Genomic DNA, 16,397 nt, shown 5'->3' with positions numbered 1-16,397 from the left:
CTTGGGCGTGATATCGCCCTTGGCCTGGCGCTGGGTCGCATCCAGCTGGTAGTTGCCCGCATCGGCGCCGCTCAGACCCAGCGTCACCGCCACGTCCTTGGCCTTGCCGGCGTTCTTGTCGGCGAACTCGCCTGCGCGGGTGGTGTCGACCTGGTCGCCTTCGATCAAACCTTGGACCTTGCCGCCCGACACCTCGGCCTTGCGATTGCCGTCGTAGACCTTGGCCACCACGGCCACCTCACCGGCCGTCACGGTCTTGGGCGTGATATCGCCCTTGGCGATCAAGGAATCGCTGGCCAGTTGGTAGTTGCCAGCATCGGCCCCCCCCAAGACCAGATTGACCTTGACGTCCTTGGCCTTGCCGGCGTTCTTGTCGACAAACGCAGCGCTCAGGCTCAGGCCCAGCTCCTCACCGGCCACGCCGCCTTGCAGCTTGGCTCCGCTGACCTGTGCATCCGTCTTGCCGTCATAGACCTTGCTGGCCACCGACAGCTCGGCCACCGACAAGGTTTTGGGCGTGATGCTGGCCTGGGCCGTGCCGTCAAAGCTGTAGTTACCGGCGTCGGCACCACTCAGGCTCAGGCCGCTGATGCTGACCGACTTGTCCTTGCCCACATTCTTGTCGGCAAAGCTGGCGCTGCCGCCGCTGGCTTGGACCTCGTCGCCTGCCACCAGGCCTGCCAGGCTCACGCTGGCCAGCTCGGCCGACAGCTTGCCGTCATAGACCTTGTCCTTGACCGAGCCGAGCGCGGCGCCCACGCTCTTGGGCGTGATCTCGCCGATGGCGCCCGTGGCCGTGTCGTTCTGCAAGCTGTAGCCATACACGGCGACCGCGCCCTTGCTGGCCGAGTCCAGCACAATGCCGTCCGCGCTGACCTGCTTGCCACGCCCCGCATTCTTGTCGGCGTAGTGCGCCTGGCCCCCCACGCTGAACTGGACCTGGTCACCGTCGATGGCTCCGCTGGCGACAAAGTTGTTCGCCCCCAGACTTGCGTCGGTCTTGCCGTCGTAGACCTTGCTCACCTGACCCTGCAGGCTGACGCTGATCTTGGGTGCCACCGAATAGAGGAAGCCATTGCCGTCGCCCTGCACCACCGTACCGGGCGTGGCCTGGTACTGCTTGAACTGAGAGACCAGGCCGCCGCGCTCGTCGGCGCCGGGCGTGCTGGAGTAAACCTGCCAGTCGCCTGCCCGTGCCTCCAAGGCCTGGGCCCCCGCCTCGTTGCGGAAGTTGCGGCCGGCCGCCAGCAGCAGGGGCGTGAGCTCCGCGTCGACGTTGTCCGCCTTCACCACCTGCTTGAGCAGGAGGTCAGAGCCGGCGCCCTGGGCCCGCACATCCACCGTGCCCGCCGCGTGAATGCCGTCCAAGCCATCGACACTGCCCACGGTCAGGCTGCGCTCGGTCTTGAACTGCAGATTGCCCACCGCGGCAGCGAGCTCGCCCACCTGGTGCGCACTGCCGCCCAAGACGACGTCGCCACCGCTGCGCAGGGCCAGTTGGCTGGCGCTGATCAAGGTGTTGCCCGAGATGCCCGCGCTGGCCTTGTCATGCAAGGACACGGTGGCGCTGGCGCTCACCGCCTCGTTCAGCAACAAACCGCCTTGCTCGGCCGTCAGGTAGAAGCTACCGGTATTGACGCGCTGCGCGCCGGTTTGCTCCACCGTACGGCCGCTCACCTCCAGACGCTCGCCCACAGTCACAGCCAGGCTGCCCATCTCCACCGCGTCGTCCGCGGCATTGACGCGCATCACCTTGACCCCGTTGAAAGCCTGTGCGCTCTTCTCGCTGAGCTCAGCCCCAGTGCCACCCAAACCAAAATGCTGGTCCGCGCCCGGCAAGCTGAACTCCACCGTCGCTTTGGACTGCCCGCTGAGCGTGGCCTTGTTGGCCGGAGCCAGGGGATCCGCCGCGCTGACGCCATTGGACGCCTGCAGCTTGAGGGTGCTGGCACTGTCGTTGAAGGCGATAGGCGCCTTCATATCCAGCTGGCCATTGGCATTCAAGATGACCGTGACGTTCTTGCCCGCATTGATGCTCAGGCCCTGCAGGCCGTCGACCGTGCCCAGGCCCCAATCGGCCGTGCTGCTGCGAACCTCGCTATCGCCACCGACCTTCAGCGCCAGCTTGCTGAAATTGAAGCGGCTATTGCTCAGCTCCACGCCGTCACCGGCCGTGACGGCCAGATTGGCCGCCGCCACGCCGCCGTCGCGCCCGATCACCTGCTGGCCGCTGAGCAGATGAACACTGGTGGCCGTGGTGCTGATATCGCTGTCGAACACCAGATTGCCACCGTCCTCGCGGCCCACGGCCAGGGTGGCCGCACGCACCTGACCAATCGTTGCGTTGTTCAGGCCCGTGCCCAGATGCAGCTCGTTGGAGGCCGTCATCTGGCGGATGGTGACCTTGCCCGCGCCGGCCTTGGCATCCACCGTCTGGCTGATATTGATGGTGTCGCCGGTGAGCGTGATGTCGCCCATCGAGTTGATCAGCTTGCCCGCGGTCACTTCCACCGTTTTATTGACCATCTCGAAGTGGCCGCTGGCCTTGCCGTCGAAATCGCTGGGCACGCTGATGGTGCCGGTGCCGTCCTCGCGGCCTATGGTCAGGTTCTTGATGCCGGGCAGCTTGGCCAGGGTGGCCGAGGAGGCAAAACCATTGGCATCGCCCAAGACCATATTGGTGCTGGCCGTGGCCGGCTCCAGGCGCAGCGAGGCGGTGCTGAGATTGCTCAGCGTGGCCGTGCCCCAGTCGATCTTGTTGGCGCGCAGGGTCAGCACGCCGGTGCCGGTGTCCAGATTGACGTTCACCGCGCCGAACTTGATATCTCCGTCGGTATGGATGCTGGCGCCGCCGCGGAAGATGAAGGGCGTGTCTACATTGACATCCCCACTGACCGAGAGCAAACCGCCCAAGATCTTATTGCCACTGGTATAGCTGCCATCACCCCTGAAGACGATGCGCCCAGAACCCAGCACCATGCTGGAGTTCAGCGTGACATCGCCGCTGCCGGTGGAAACGTAAAGGTTGCCGCCTTGAGTGCTGACGGGTGCGTTCAAGGTGAAAAAGCCGCCGCCCATATTGTCGGAGTCGGCCCAGATGCGGACATAGCCGCCCTGAGTCTGGATGGTTCCCCCCACCGTGGCCCCATCGGCACCGTAGATGGTGACCGAGGCATCGGCCGGTGCGCCACTGCCGGGCAGCGACACATTGTGGTTGGGCAAGCTGGCCACATTGCTGCCCGGGCCATGGGCAATCAGATTGGGCGTATTCAAGACGCGGCCGCTATTGGTCCCGCCCGCCACCAACATCAGGCTGCCCGTACCCGAGACCTCCAGGGTATTGCCCGCATTGGCAAACATCAGATCAAAATACTGCGCCGCGTCCGAACCGCCCGCCATTCCGGCCGGCGCGCTCAAATTCCCGCCACTGCTGGTGCCGGCCTCGATGCGCAGGCTGACATTCGGCTGCATGGTGATCTTGCCGTCACCGCCGTTGAGTGACAGGTCATTGACACGGATATCCCCGGTGGCCTGCAGCAGCACATTGGCGTTCTGCGCCTCGATGTCCTTCTCGAACACCTGCGAGCCCGTCAGCGAGCCCGAGCCACTGCCGCCTCCGCTAATCTCCAGCGTAGCCGGATCCAGCAGCAAATCCCCCGTCCGACCCTTGGGCGCCCGCGCATCGGTCACACCGCTGTACTGCAGCTGCTGCTTGCCCGAGACCTCGGCCCGGCCACCGTCGCCGCCCTGCGCGCCGCCGCGCACCGAGATCTGGCCGGCGAACTGGGTCTTGTCGTCGGACCAGAACACCACCTCGCCGCCCTTGCCCTGCGCGCCGGCATCGGCCCTGGCCTGCACGCTGGCATCGGCCTTCAAGATCTTTGCGTTGTGCACACCGGCGTCCTGACCCTGCCAGCCGCCGCCGACCTGGATCTGGCCACCGCCGGTGGCGCCGCTGGCATCCAGCCGGGCACCGCCGTCCAGGCGGATCTGCTCGCCCTGCACCGTGATCTTGCCGCCCTGGGCCGTGGCCGAACCGGCATCTAACTTGCCGCTCACATGCACCTCGCCCTGCGTGCCACCGTCCAGCAGAATGCGGCCGCCACGCTCGACCAGGCTGTTCGCCTCGATCACGCCGCTGTGATTGACCACGCTGGCCTGCAAGGCGTTGGCGCTGCGGGCGCTCAAGACCACGGCACCGGCCTCGATCTGGCCGCTGTTGTCCACCAAGGCATCCAGGGCGGCACGGTCAATGTTCAGCGACACCAGGCCGTCGCGGCCGAAGTCCAGCGCCAGCTTGTCACCGGCACCCAGCAGGACCTGGCCGGCCCTGATGCTGCCTTCGTTATGCACCACCGGCGCCAGCAGGGCGACCACGCCGCCCTGGGCCCGGATCTGGCCCTGGTTGAGCACGCCGCCCGCCGCGCCGTCGGCGGCAAAGTTGGCCTTGCCGCCCATGAAGTCGGCATCCTTGATGTTCAGCGTGCTGGCCACCAGGCCACCCACATTGACTTGGGCGCCCTTGCCAAAGACCACGCCGCTGGCATTGATCAGCCAGACCTGGCCGTTGGCCGTCAGCTCGCCCTGGATCTGCGTCGGCGCGCCGCCGGTGATGCGGTTCAGCGCGATGGCCTCGGCATTCGGCTGGGCGAACGTGACCTTGGACTTGTCACCGATATTGAACTCCTGCCAGTTCAGGATGGCGCGCTGGCTTTGCTGCTGCACCGTCAGCTGATTGCCGTTCTGCGTCACCGTGGCCTGGCCACCGGCCACTTGCGCACCCTTGGGCAGGGCGCTGGACAGCAGGCTCGGGTCGGGCGCTATCAAGGCCCCGCCGGCGGCGTGTGCAAGATGGGCGGCACCGGCCAGCAGAACGCTGGCCAGCAAGCCGGTGCTGGCGCGCTTGCCGCGGCCCTTGCAGGTTTCGGCGACGGCCACATAAGTGCCGGTGACTTCATTCCAAACCAGGCGATAGGCGTGGTTCATGGAGGCTTTTTTCATTGCTTGGTTTCCTCAGAATTCTTTGTTTTGATTGGCTTTGACGTGAGCGTCCAAATTCAGAAGCGGGCCTGCAGCTGCAGCCACAGGCGGTAGCGGTCTTGGCGTCCGTCGGCTTCCAGGCCGGTGGCGGGGTTGCGACCCTCGTTCTCGCCCAGGGCACGGGCCACGCCGCTGCGCACGCTCCAGGACTGCGCAAACAGATTCAGGCCCAGGCCCACGCCGTGCAGGGTGTAGCGATTGGGCTGGCCTTGCAGGGCGCCGGCCCAGGGGCTGGCATGCTGGGTGACCGAGCCGCTGTCCACAAAGCCCAGGGCCTGGGCACGCAGGCCGCCGCCCAGCATGAAGTCCTGGCGCAACTCGCCGTTGAAGACCCAGCCGCTATCGCCCACCGCCTCGCCCACGGCATAGGAGCGCACACCGTTGGGGCCGCCCAGCATGAACTTCTCCGAGGAGTCCAGATTGCGCGAAGCCTGCTGGCCATTGGCGGCCAGATACAGGCTCAGGCCGTTGGGCGCCCAATCCGCCGCCACGCTCTGGCTGCGCGCCAGGCGCCAGCTCAGCTTGTGGAAGCCACCCTGGGTGCGGGCGCTCAGAGCGTCGGCCGCCTGGTCACCGGCATTGCCGGCCAGATTGAGCTGGCCGACGCTGAGGCCGGCGCTGAACTCATTCAGGCCACCGCCCAGCAGCGTGTCCCAGCCCGAGCCGCTCAGGCCCGCGCCCAGGCGGTGCAGGCGGCGCTCGCGCAGCGACAGGCCCAGGGCCTGGTCGCTCAGCTGCTTGCGCTCGGCGTCCAGGCTCAGCCACAGATTCTGTTCACGGCCGCGCAGCAAGGGGTAGCTCAGGCCGGCCACCAGGGATTGGGCGGAGCCACTCAGGTCCAGGCGCTTGAGCTCCTGGCCGACCTCGTAGCGCAGATAGGAGGCCGCCAGATTGGCGCGCAGGCCGGCCGGATTGAGGGCGAAGGCATAGCTGAGGGCCGCTTGCTTCGTGCCCTCGCTGGCGCTCAGGCTCAGGCCCGCCACGTCTTCCAGGCCCAGGGGGCGATTCCAGAAGCCTTGCGCACCCACGCGCAGGGCGCCGGTGTAGCGGTTGCTGAAATTGTCGGCAAACACGCTGCCGCCCAGGGCCGGCAGCTCTTCGGCCGTGACGATGATCCGGCTGCTGCCGGGCTCGGCCCCCTTGTCCAGGCTGGCACGGGCGCTGACGCCGGGCACATCGTTGATCAGCAAAATGGCGCGCTCGATCTGCTCGCCGCGCACCGCGCCGGGCGGCAGGGCGGCGTTGGCAATCGCCGCCAACCTAGTATTCAAGCGGGTGTTCAGGCCGCCATCCTTGCCCAGCAGCTGCACCCGGCCAGCGCCCGATTCCAAACGCCCCACCAGCACGGCCACCTCCAGCACACCTTCGCTCAGGTCTTGCGGCGGCAGATAGGCCCGCGCCAGCATATAGCCGCGGGCCTGCAACTGGGCCGTTACCCGAGCGGCAAGCGCCTGCAGCTCGGCATGGTTGAGGGAGCGGCCCAGGCGGTCCGCCACCCAGGCTTGCAGCTCGGTCTCGCTGGCCAGGCCCTCGGCGCCGGTGAAGCGCACCTGCTTGATTTGCGCCTTGAAACCGCCGGACTGGGCCGCCTGGGCGGCCTCGGCGTCCAGCAACGCCGGCTTGTTGACGGGCTGCTGGCCGGGCTTGTTCAGGCGTTGCTGCTCGTTCAGCAGCTGGCCGGCGTCGGGCGCGGCCAGCGCCAGCGGCGCTGCGGCCAACAACCCCAGGGTGGCGCCCAAAGTGGCGCCCAGGCTGGCGTTCCAGCGTTTTTGGGTCTTCGTGGTCTTCATCGGATTTCCTCCATCGCGGTGTTAGCAGTCCGCTTTATCGGCGCGAGCTTCTGTCCCGACCTTTGGCAAATTGCCCATCGCCCTTGGCAAAAGGAATAGCGGCGGGAAAGCGGCTCTCAAGCAAGGAATCAATCCGCCTAGCGCACAAACCACAGGCCATACCACCTGCTCGCGGGCTGGCAAGACCTGACCCCTTGCCGGACAATCCGACCCATATGTACGAGCCCATCAGCACCGCCAGCACGCCCGAGCCTCCGCATGCCGCGCAGGCCGCCGATCGGGTCGCCCCGACCCCCTTGCCGCCCCTGATCCTGCTGGTGGACGACAAGCCCGACGAGCTGCGCTGGCTCAACCAGCTGCTGCAGCCCGACTTCCGCCTCAGCCTGGCCCATAACGGCCAGGCCGGCCTGCAACGCGCCCAGGCCCTGCAGCCGGATCTGGTGCTGCTGGACATCGGCCTGCCGGATATGGACGGCTACGCCCTGTGCCGCCTGCTCAAGTCCGATCCGCTGACCTGCGACATCCCGCTGCTGTTTCTGAGCGCGCACAACACGCCGGAGCGCCGCATCCAGGGCCTGGCGCTGGGTGCGGTGGACTTCATCGCCAAGCCCTTCCACCCCGAGGAGGTGCTGGCCCGGGTGCATGTGCATCTGCGCCTGGCCGAGCAGATTCGCCAGCCCAGGGCCAGCGCAACGGCCGCCCCCCCGCCCGACCGCAACCCGGACGAGTTGCTGGTGCAGGCGGCCACCCAATACATACGCGCCCATCTGAGCACAACCCCCACGGTGGCCCAGATCGCCCGCCAGGTCGGCCTGCACGAGAAACGCCTGCTGGCCCTGTTCCGCGAACATCTGGGCCAGACCGTCTCGGGCTTTATCCGCGACGAACGGGTCAGCACCGGCCAACGCCTGCTGGCCGACACCGCCATGTCGGTACAGGACATCGCCTTCACCGTGGGCTTTGGCAACCCCGGCAACTTCGCCACCTCGTTTCGTGAGCGCACCGGCATGAGCCCCCAGGCCTATCGGCAAGGCCTGCGCGAAGCGACTCAACCTTGAGCGGCCTTTTTCGCTACCTCCTCCTGATCCTCGCCCTCGGCCTGCTGCCGATCGCGACGCTGTTCGGCGGCAAGGCCCAGGCGCAAGCAGCAGCCCAAGCCCCGCTGCCGCTGCAAGCCCCGGGGCAGGAGCGCCTGGACCTGCTGCCCTATCTGCAGATCTGGGTGGACGCCGGCGCGCGCCAGGGCCCGCAAGAGGCCGAACGCCAGGCCTTTCGGCCCATGCAAGTGGCCGACAAGCGCCCGGGCTATAGCGCCGCGGCCTTCTGGCTGCGCCTGCGCCTGCACAACCCCGGCAGCCAGACCGTCTACCGCCATCTGCTGATGGAGCCGGCCCGGCTGGAGGAGGTGGCGCTCTACCGCCCGCTGGCCGACGGCCGCTGGCAGCCGGCCCGCGCCGGCACCAGCCGCCCCTTTGGCGAACGCGAGCTGGCCTTGCGGGAAAGTGCCTTCATCATCGAGCTGGCCCCGGGCCAGACGCAGACCCTGCTGCTGCGCGTGGCCAGCCGCAGCTCGGTGGCGTTGGAGGCCACGCTCTGGGAGCCGCGCACGCTGCAAAACCGGCAACCCGGCGGCCTGTGGCTGGACGGGCTGCTGGTCGGCATCGCCCTGATCCTGATGCTGCTGAGCTTGATGATGAGCCGGGTGCTGCGCGAGCCGGCCGCCCTCTACATCGCCGCGCATCTGCTGCTGGCCATCCTGTACGAGTCCGGCATGCGCGGCACCAGCTTCATGATTCTGTGGCCGAACGCCACCGACTGGGCCACCCGCAGCCTGGCCATCCTGGGCGGCCTGGCCGTGCTCGGCCAATGGCTGGCGGTGCGCCGCCTGCTGCGCCTGCGCCGGCGCCAGCCGCGCCTGCACCGGAGCCTGAGCCTGCTCGCCGGCTTGGGCCTGCTCAGCCTGGGTCTGTGCCTGTTCGGCGACTACCGCCTGGGCACGCTCGGCAACTCCCTGCTCAACAGCGCCCTCTTGCTGGGCATGCTGCTGGCCTGCGTGCGGGCGGCCCGCTCCGGCCAGCGCCTGGCCTGGGCCTGGCTGGCGGCCTTGGGTGCCCAGGCCTTGGGGATGCTGCCTCGCTATCTGGGCCTGCTGGGCCTGACGCCGCATGGGCTGTTGAGCGACTACGCGCCGCCGCTGATGACGGAGCTGGGCTGCCTGCTGGTGCTGATCGCGCTGATGCGCCGCTTCCACGCCCAGCACCAGCGCTACGAGCGCGGCCTCGAAGCCGCCGTGGCCGAGCGCACCCAGGCCCTGGCCCAGGCCACCCGCCACGCCCAGGCCAGCGACGCCGCCAAGGGCCGGCTGCTGGGCTATATCGGGCACGATTTGCGCGCGCCCCTGGCCTCGGTGGTGCATGTGGCACGCGAGCTGCGGGCCGGCGAGAGCCTGGAGGCCGACCGCCGCGCCATCGAGCGCAGCGGCCTGCTGCTGCTGGACATGATCGACGAGCTGCAGCGCTTCGCCAAGGCGCCGGAGAGCAGCGCCGCGCTGGAGATCCTGCCGGCCCCCGTCTACCTGCATGGGCTTTTGCACGAGACGGTGGAGCAGGCCCAGGGCCTGGCGCGCAGCGCCGGCTGCCGCATCGAGCTGCGCCTGGCCGCGGATCTGCCCTGCGTGGTCGAGCTGGATGCCAAACGCCTGCGCCAGGTCTTGTTCAATCTGCTGTCCAATGCCGCCAAATTCAGCCGCGAGGGCACGATCGTCCTGCAGGCCGAGTGCCGGGCGCCGGCGCGACTGCAGATCCGCGTCAGCGACCAGGGCCGCGGCATCGCGCCGGACGAGCTGCCCTGGCTGTTCGAACCCTTTGTGCGCGCCAGCAGCAGCGCCCATCTGCCCGGCCTGGGCCTGGGCCTGAGCATCGCGCGCCAGATGGTGCAGGCCATGGGCGGCGACATCCGCGTGCGCAGCCAGTTAGGCGAAGGCAGCGAGTTCAGCTTTGACATGCCGCTGCAGCTGGCCAGCGAGGACGAGGTGCTGTGGCCGCCGCTGCTGCGCCAGCCCCAGCTCGGGGAGGCGCGGCTCGCCCTGGTGCTCGACCCCTGCGCGAGCGCCCGCGAGGCCCTGATGGAGCGTCTGAGCCTGAGCGGCTACGACTGCCTGCAGGCGGCCGACCTGCCAGAGGCCCTGGCCATCGAGGCGCCGCTGGACCTGCTGATCGTCGAGCCCGAGGCCCTGCCCGGCGCCTCGCTACAGGCCCTGGGCGAGCTGCGCGGCCGCCATGGCCGCATGCGCATCCTCTGCTGCAGCCGCCGCCTGCCGCCCTACCCCGCCCCCTTCTGGCTGTGCAAGCCGGTGCAGGAGCAGGATTGGTGGGCGGCACTGGCTTAATCAGCCAGCTTCGCCGTCCTTCAACAGCCCCACGCAGCGCTCCTCATGCTGGGCGATCTCGGCCAGCGTGACCTCGATGTCGTCGAGCTGCTGCTCCAGCTGGCGGCGGTGCTGGCGCAGCACCTCCAGAAAGGCCTTCAGCTGAGGCGCGGCGCCGGTCTTGGCGTCGTACATATCGACCAGCTGCTTGATCTCCTGCAGCGTCAGGCCCAGGCGCTTGCCGCGCAGGGTCAGCTTCAGCCGGGTGCGGTCGCGGTGGGTGTAGACCCGGTTGCGGCCGGCCCGGGCCGGCTCCAGCAAGCCCATGTCCTCGTAGAAGCGGATGGCGCGCGGGGTGATGTCAAACTCGGCCGCCAACTCGGTGATCGTGAACAGGCGCGCCTGGCTTTCGGCAGCTGCTGCGAGGGGGGAAGCTTTGGCGCTCATGAGGAGGATGGCTAAACTGGCTGGACTGACGTTAACGTAAACGGCAGTTTACCTGCCGCACCCGCTCTCACGACCATGGCCAATCTGCGCGAACACGAACTTCACTACCCCCTGGGCGACGCCCTGCCCGCCCCCGGCGGCGTGCTGGAGATCGCCCCCGGCCTGCGCTGGGTTCGCATGGGCCTGCCGTTTGCGCTGGACCACATCAACCTCTGGCTATTGCGCGATGAAATCGACGGCCGGCCCGGTTGGAGCATCGTCGACTGCGGCGTCGCCAACGAGGCCACCCGGGCGCTGTGGGAGCAGGTGTTTGCACAGCATCTGGACGGCCTGCCGGTGCTGCGCGTCATCGTCACCCATTTCCACCCCGACCATATCGGCCTGGCCGCCTGGCTGGTGGACAAATGGCAATGCCGCTTTGCCATCAGCGCCACCGACTTCCATCTGGCCCGCCTGGCCAGCACCTCCACCGTGGGCATGGGCGGGCAGACGGCGGCAGCCTTCTTCGCCAGCCATGGCCTGAGCGACGAGGAATCACTGGCCAAGATCCGCGCCCGCAGCAGCTATTACCCCAGCATGGTGCCGGCCGTGCCCGCCAGTTTTCAGCGCCTGATGGAGGGCGGCAAGCTGCGCATAGGCGGGCGGGACTGGGCCTGCATCGCCGGCTACGGCCATGCGCCCGAACATATGAGCTTGCACTGCGCCGGCCTGGGCGTCTTGATCTCCGGCGATATGCTGCTGCCGCGCATCTCCACCAATGTCAGTGTGGTCGATGTGGAGCCCGAGGCCGACCCGCTAACGCTATACCTGGACTCCATCGCCCGGCTGCTGGCCTTGCCGGCCGAGACCCTGGTCCTGCCCTCACATGGCAAGCCCTTCAGCGGCCTGCACGCCCGGGTCGATCAGCTGCAAGAACACCACCGCGAGCGCCTGGCCGAGGTGCTGGCCGCCTGCCGCGCCAAGCCCTGCCACGCGGCTGAGCTGCTGGAGCTGCTGTTCAAGCGCAAGCTGGACCTGCACCAGACCACCTTCGCCATGGGCGAATCGGTCGCCCATCTGAACGCCTTGTGGCTGGCCGGCCGGCTGAGCCGCAAGCGGGATGCGGACGGCGTTTACCGCTTTAGTACGCTTGACCCCCTGGCTTAAACGGTCAGGCTGCTGTCGGCATGCAGCCTGCCACCAGGTGATCGATGAGGATGCGAACCTTGGGTGCGGTATAGCGGGAGCCAGCAAACAGCAAATAGGCCATACCCTGGTAATTGGTGTCAACGGACCAGTCAGACAGGAGCCGCACAACGCGGCCGGCGGCCAATGCTTCTCCGGCAACGAAATCTGGAACGCAGCCAATGCCCAGACCGGCTTCAACGGCCGCCAAGCGCATTTCACTGTGGTTCACGGTGTACCGGCCGGTGACTGCGACTTCAACGTTGTCGTCGCCCCGTACAAAGCGCCAGCGGCTGTCCCGCTCTTGTTCACCGATAGCCAGACAGCTGTGCCCCAATAAATCCTGGGGCATGTAGACGGGCGAATGGGCCGTTAGATACGCGGGACTGGCAAGCACAATTTGCCGCACCGGCATCAAGGCCCTGGCGACCAATCCTTGCGGAGGGTCGTCGGTGAGGCGGATCACCAGGTCCACACCTTCCCGGAAGGGATCAACCCAGCGGTCAGCCACCAGCAGGTGTACGTCCACGGCGGGGTACTTGGCGAGGAAGTCCAGCAAAACAGGCTGCAAGACATGGCGCGAAAAAGCCTTTGGCGCACTGATCCTAACCCGGCCCTTGGGCATGCCAACATAAGCCTCCGCAACCGGCAATGTTGCTTGCGCAGCGGCAACCATGGAGCGCCCATGTTCAAGAACGGCCAATCCTGCATCGGTGAGGCGGTGCTGGCGCGTTGATCGCTGCAGCAAGGTCACACCCATGTATTTTTCCAGCCTCGTCACTTGGCGGCTGAGGGCAGAGGGTGTGACACCCTGCTGGCGACCTGCGGCGGAGAAACTGCCCAACTCGGCAACCCGAACAAAAGTGACCAGCTCATGCATCACATCAAGAAAGTCATTTGTTCTCACGGTGCAAAGTTCCTGTTCTGCGGGCCAAGCTAGTCGGCAAGTGATGGTCTCCAGACAATGCGGATGATCGCATTGACAAAAGCCTCACCTTGACAACGCCAACACTCAAGCCCAGCACAAGCCCAGCTGCAAGTCACCTTGATTCCCACAGGTCTTTCGGAACGGACGAGATGCTGCTGCTTTTGGTCGCCATCGTTTGGGGCGGTAGTTACAGCGCTGCCAAGCTGGCGACGGCGCAGATGCCGGTGCTGCAATTCTTGGTACTGCGATTTGGCTTGACCTTTTTATTGCTATTGCCCGCCTTGCGCGGCCTTGCCATACCGGCATGGCCGGCTGCACTGTCAGGCGCCTCTGTGCTGGGTGCCAACCTGCTGGCCATCTTCATTTGCGAGACGTTTGGGGTCTCCCTGACCACGGCATCCAATGCGGCCTTCTTGATCAGCCTGTGCGTGGCATTCACGCCTCTTTGCGAATGGTGGCTGCTGGGTGAAAAGCCGAGCAATGCCGTGGTCGGGGCCGCCTGCCTTTCATTGCTGGGGGCAGGTTTGCTTGCCTTCCAGCATGGTGGGTCGGTCTCGTCGCTGGCCTTGGGCGATGGTCTGATGCTGATCGCAGCGTTCCTGCGCGGAGTGATGGTCTGCTTGACTCGGAGCCATGGTCAACGCCATGGCTTGCCTGCCCTGACGATGACGGCCGTGCAAATGGGAGTCATGACCCTGGGCGCGCTTACATTGACGCTCACCATGCCGGGACCGGCTTGGCAATCGCTGCCCACCAGCGAATCATTCTGGGGCGCCATGGCTTACCTGGTGCTCGCGTGTACCTTGCTGGCTTTTTTTGTGCAGAACCATGTAGGCTCTCGCGCCAGTCCTTCGCGGGTCGCGCTGCTCATGGGTAGTGAGCCGCTGTGGGGTGCGCTCATCGCCGTCCTGTGGATGGGTGACAGTCTGACGCCGCTGGGTTGGGCGGGTGGATTGCTCATCACGTTCTCGGCCTGGTGGGTGACTCGTCCAAGACGATGAGTCCCAAAAAATGCCACCGCCGCAAGATGCGGACGGTGGCATTGCAGCCTTTCTTTTGGGATCCATCTCAAAGCAGGCTTGACTGCCGGGCCTGAAAATCCTTGAGTGAAACAGCCGGCCAGGCCGGGCAATCTCGGAATCTGCGCGATGACAGCGTCGACGCATAGTCTGCCCGTCTTGCGGCTCCGGGGCAAACCCCTCTTTGGTAGGACGGGGTTTGCGCACACACATAACCTTTAATCAACACGGATCAAGGAATTTCGTGCCAGCCCTGCCGGGGCCGCTCACTGGGCGATGATGGATTCGGCCCGCAGCTGCTCGCGGGCGGCCTCGAACTCGGGCAGCACCGAGCGCACCACGGCCCAGAAGCGTGGGCTGTGGTTCATCTCGCGCAGATGGGCCAGCTCATGAGCCACCACATAGTCGATGATGGCGGGGCCGAAATGGATCAGGCGCCAGTTCAGGCGGATGCTGCCATCGGCACTGGCGCTGCCCCAGCGGGTCTGGGCCGAGCTCAGGCGCAGCTGCTTCATCTGCACGCCCAGGGCGGCGGCAAAGTGCTGGCAGCGCGGCTCGAAAAAGGCCCGCGCCTGTTGCTGCAGCCAGAGCTGCACCGGCTCGCGCACCTGCTCTTCCTCGGCATCGCTGGGCAGGCCCAGGCTCAGCACGCGGCCCGCCTCGTCCCAGTGCAGGCCGGCCAGCGCCGGGTCCAGGCGCAGGCGCAGAGGCTGACCCAGAAAGGCCAGGCTGGCACCGTCGCGCCACTCGATGCGGGCGGCTTGCACGCGGCGGGCGCGCTCGGTCTGCTCCACCAGCTTGCGCAATATCCAGTCGGACTTCTGCTGCAGGGCGCGCTCGATATCGGCTTGCGGCAGCCAGCGCGGCGCGCTGACCCGCAGGCCCTCGGCGCCCACGACAAAGCCTATGCTGCGCCGCCGCGCCCGCTTCAATTCATAGGCGACCGCATGGCCACCCAAGCTCATCTCGCGCTGGGCGCGTGGATTGGCCAGCGGCGCGAGTGGCTGCGCGGGCGGCGGCTGAACCACAGGGCTGGCCGCGGGCGGCGGCAGCGGCAGGGCAGCGCCCGCCACGCTTTGCAGCAAGGACTGCTCGGGCCCGAACAAGGACAGCTGCGCCTCCTGCAACAGATTGGCGAGCCGCTTGCCCATGGGTGTCTTGGCCAAAACCGGTGCGCCTCAGGCCCCGGCGGCCGGCGGATAGGCTTGCGGGTCCAGGCGGCGCATCTCGGCCTCGATCCAGGCCTCGACCTCGCTCATCAGCTCGCCCGGCTCGCGGCCGACCGAGGGGATGGGCTTGCCGATGGAGATGTCCACCACGCCGGGGCGCAGCAAAAAGCTCTTGCGCGGCCAGCAGCGCGCCGCCGTGGCGGCGATGGGCACGACGGGCACGCCGCTGCCAATCGCCAGACGGGTGCCGCCGGTCTTGTACTCGCCCTTGGCGCCGCGCGCCACGCGGGTGCCCTCGGGGAACATGATGATCCAGTGGCCTTGTTCGGCCAGGCGCTTGCCCTGGGCCGCCACCTGGCGCCAGGCCTCGCTGCGCTTGGCGCGGTTGATGTGGATCATGTCCATGCGGGCCATGGACCAGCCGAAGAAGGGGATGTAGAGCAGCTCGCGCTTGAACACATAGGCCAGCGGGTTGGGCATCAGGGCCGGGTAGGCCAGGGCCTCCCAGGTGCTCTGGTGCTTGGACAGCAGCACGGCGCCGACATACTTGCCCTGCTCGTTCTTGGGCAGGTTTTCCATGCCCTGGATACGCCAGCGCACGCCGCAGATATAACGCGCACCCAGGATGGACACATGCAACCAGTTGGCGCAAGCCCAGTAGACCGGGTTGCCGCGCGCCACCAGGCCGATCAGCTGCACCGCAATGCCCCAGGGGATGACGGTGACGATCAGGAACAGCACGTAGAGAAAGGATCGCAGGGCGGCAAAAAGAGTGGCAATCAAGTCAGGTCTCCAGCCCCGGAGTCGGGGCCCAGGTTTTCACCGCGCGCGTCCGCTTTGACGCGGCGGTCTTTTTGAATCAGGGTTTCGGCAAAAGCGCTCAGGCTGGCATGCACTTTGCTGCCCGGCACCTGGGCCGCCACCGCCGCCAGCTGCGCCTCGTCCAGATGGCCCAGGCGCTCGCTACGCACCAGATGCGGGATGCAGCCTGCCGCCTGCGCCGTCTGCAAATCCCCCAGGCTGGCGCCCACCATATGCACGGTGGACAGGTCCACGCCAAAGCGCTCGCCGATCTGGTGCACCAGGCCGGGCAGGGGTTTGCGGCAGTCGCAGCCCTCGTCCGGCGTGTGCGGGCAGAAGAAGGCGGCGGCCAGGCGCCCACCCTTCTCGGCCAGCATCTGGTTGAGCCGGATGTGGATGGCGTTCAGCGAGGCCATGTCCAGCAAGCCGCGGCCGATGCCGGGCTGGTTGGTGGCCATCACCGTGCTCCAGCCTGCATGGTTGAGCCGTGCGACGGCCTCCAGCGCACCGGGCAGGGGCTGCAGCTCGTCGATGGACTTGACGTGGTCGTCGCGGTACTGGTTCAGCGTGCCATCCCGGCCGAGGATGACCAGCTTCATCGGATGGCCGGTGTTGTGATCACTACGGATGGGCATGGTGGCTGGAGGCTCGCTGGTGAGTGGGCGTTCGCTG

Annotated in this window: 11 protein-coding genes; 4 read left to right on the top strand and 7 right to left on the bottom strand. The window is 67.1% G+C overall.

Going from position 1 to position 16,397, the window contains the following annotated elements; translation table 11 throughout:
• Together HNP55_RS15420 and HNP55_RS15415 are read right to left on the bottom strand one after the other, a co-directional pair.
• Positions 1 to 5,001: YDG domain-containing protein (locus HNP55_RS15420; RefSeq protein WP_184301128.1), on the bottom strand; the 5,001-nt coding region annotated here is incomplete at its 3' end.
• A 56-nt stretch (positions 5,002 to 5,057) separates the two neighbouring features.
• Positions 5,058 to 6,830 carry a ShlB/FhaC/HecB family hemolysin secretion/activation protein gene (locus HNP55_RS15415; protein WP_184301124.1) on the bottom strand — a complete coding sequence of 591 codons (1,773 nt, stop codon included), beginning with the start codon at positions 6,828 to 6,830 and terminating at the stop codon, positions 5,058 to 5,060.
• A gap of 194 nt (positions 6,831 to 7,024) precedes the next feature.
• Between HNP55_RS15415 and HNP55_RS15410 the strand changes: the two genes are divergently transcribed.
• Both HNP55_RS15410 and HNP55_RS15405 read left to right on the top strand, forming a co-directional pair.
• A complete protein-coding gene (locus tag HNP55_RS15410; protein ID WP_246448444.1) occupies positions 7,025 to 7,888 on the top strand; it encodes a DNA-binding response regulator in 864 nt (287 codons plus the stop codon).
• Positions 7,885 to 10,218 carry an ATP-binding protein gene (locus tag HNP55_RS15405; protein WP_184301121.1) on the top strand — a complete coding sequence of 778 codons (2,334 nt, stop codon included), beginning with the start codon at positions 7,885 to 7,887 and terminating at the stop codon, positions 10,216 to 10,218. Before HNP55_RS15410 ends, HNP55_RS15405 begins: the two co-directional genes overlap by 4 nt.
• Here HNP55_RS15405 and HNP55_RS15400 read toward each other — a convergent pair whose 3' ends face one another.
• Positions 10,219 to 10,644 (bottom strand): MerR family transcriptional regulator, encoded by a 426-nt coding sequence (locus HNP55_RS15400; RefSeq protein WP_184301118.1) that lies wholly within the window; start codon positions 10,642 to 10,644, stop codon positions 10,219 to 10,221.
• A 75-nt stretch (positions 10,645 to 10,719) separates the two neighbouring features.
• Here HNP55_RS15400 and HNP55_RS15395 point away from each other — a divergent pair, with 75 nt between their 5' ends.
• A complete protein-coding gene (locus HNP55_RS15395) occupies positions 10,720 to 11,790 on the top strand; it encodes an MBL fold metallo-hydrolase (protein WP_184301115.1) in 1,071 nt (356 codons plus the stop codon).
• A 4-nt stretch (positions 11,791 to 11,794) separates the two neighbouring features.
• Here HNP55_RS15395 and HNP55_RS15390 read toward each other — a convergent pair whose 3' ends face one another.
• Entirely contained in the window at positions 11,795 to 12,715 is a 921-nt protein-coding gene (locus HNP55_RS15390) for a LysR substrate-binding domain-containing protein (RefSeq protein WP_184301112.1), read from the bottom strand.
• Between the two features lie 170 nt (positions 12,716 to 12,885).
• On the opposite strand from HNP55_RS15390, the gene HNP55_RS15385 reads away from it, so the two are divergent.
• The gene (locus HNP55_RS15385) at positions 12,886 to 13,737 is read left to right on the top strand and encodes a DMT family transporter (RefSeq protein WP_184301110.1); all 852 of its coding nucleotides are present in this window, start codon (positions 12,886 to 12,888) and stop codon (positions 13,735 to 13,737) included.
• Between the two features lie 284 nt (positions 13,738 to 14,021).
• Here the strand turns inward: HNP55_RS15385 and HNP55_RS15380 are convergent, their stop codons facing one another.
• Genes HNP55_RS15380 through gmhB form a run of 3 tightly spaced genes read right to left on the bottom strand, consistent with a single transcriptional unit; the run spans position 14,022 to position 16,360 of the window.
• Complete coding sequence (locus tag HNP55_RS15380; RefSeq protein ID WP_184301849.1) at positions 14,022 to 14,906, bottom strand: M48 family metallopeptidase; 885 nt, start codon at positions 14,904 to 14,906, stop codon at positions 14,022 to 14,024.
• Between the two features lie 27 nt (positions 14,907 to 14,933).
• A complete protein-coding gene (locus tag HNP55_RS15375; RefSeq protein ID WP_184301847.1) occupies positions 14,934 to 15,704 on the bottom strand; it encodes a 1-acyl-sn-glycerol-3-phosphate acyltransferase in 771 nt (256 codons plus the stop codon).
• A complete protein-coding gene (gene gmhB, locus HNP55_RS15370) occupies positions 15,704 to 16,360 on the bottom strand; it encodes a D-glycero-beta-D-manno-heptose 1,7-bisphosphate 7-phosphatase (RefSeq protein ID WP_246448443.1) in 657 nt (218 codons plus the stop codon). The genes HNP55_RS15375 and gmhB overlap by 1 nt, the downstream gene beginning before the upstream one ends.
• Positions 16,361 to 16,397: the final 37 nt, after the last annotated feature.

The sequence above is a fragment of the Roseateles oligotrophus genome (genome assembly GCF_014204525.1).
Lineage (GTDB): Bacteria > Pseudomonadota > Gammaproteobacteria > Burkholderiales > Burkholderiaceae_C > Paucibacter_A > Paucibacter_A oligotrophus_A.
Note: the sequence above shows the minus strand (reverse complement) of the source record. Positions and strands in the feature narration are given on the sequence as shown.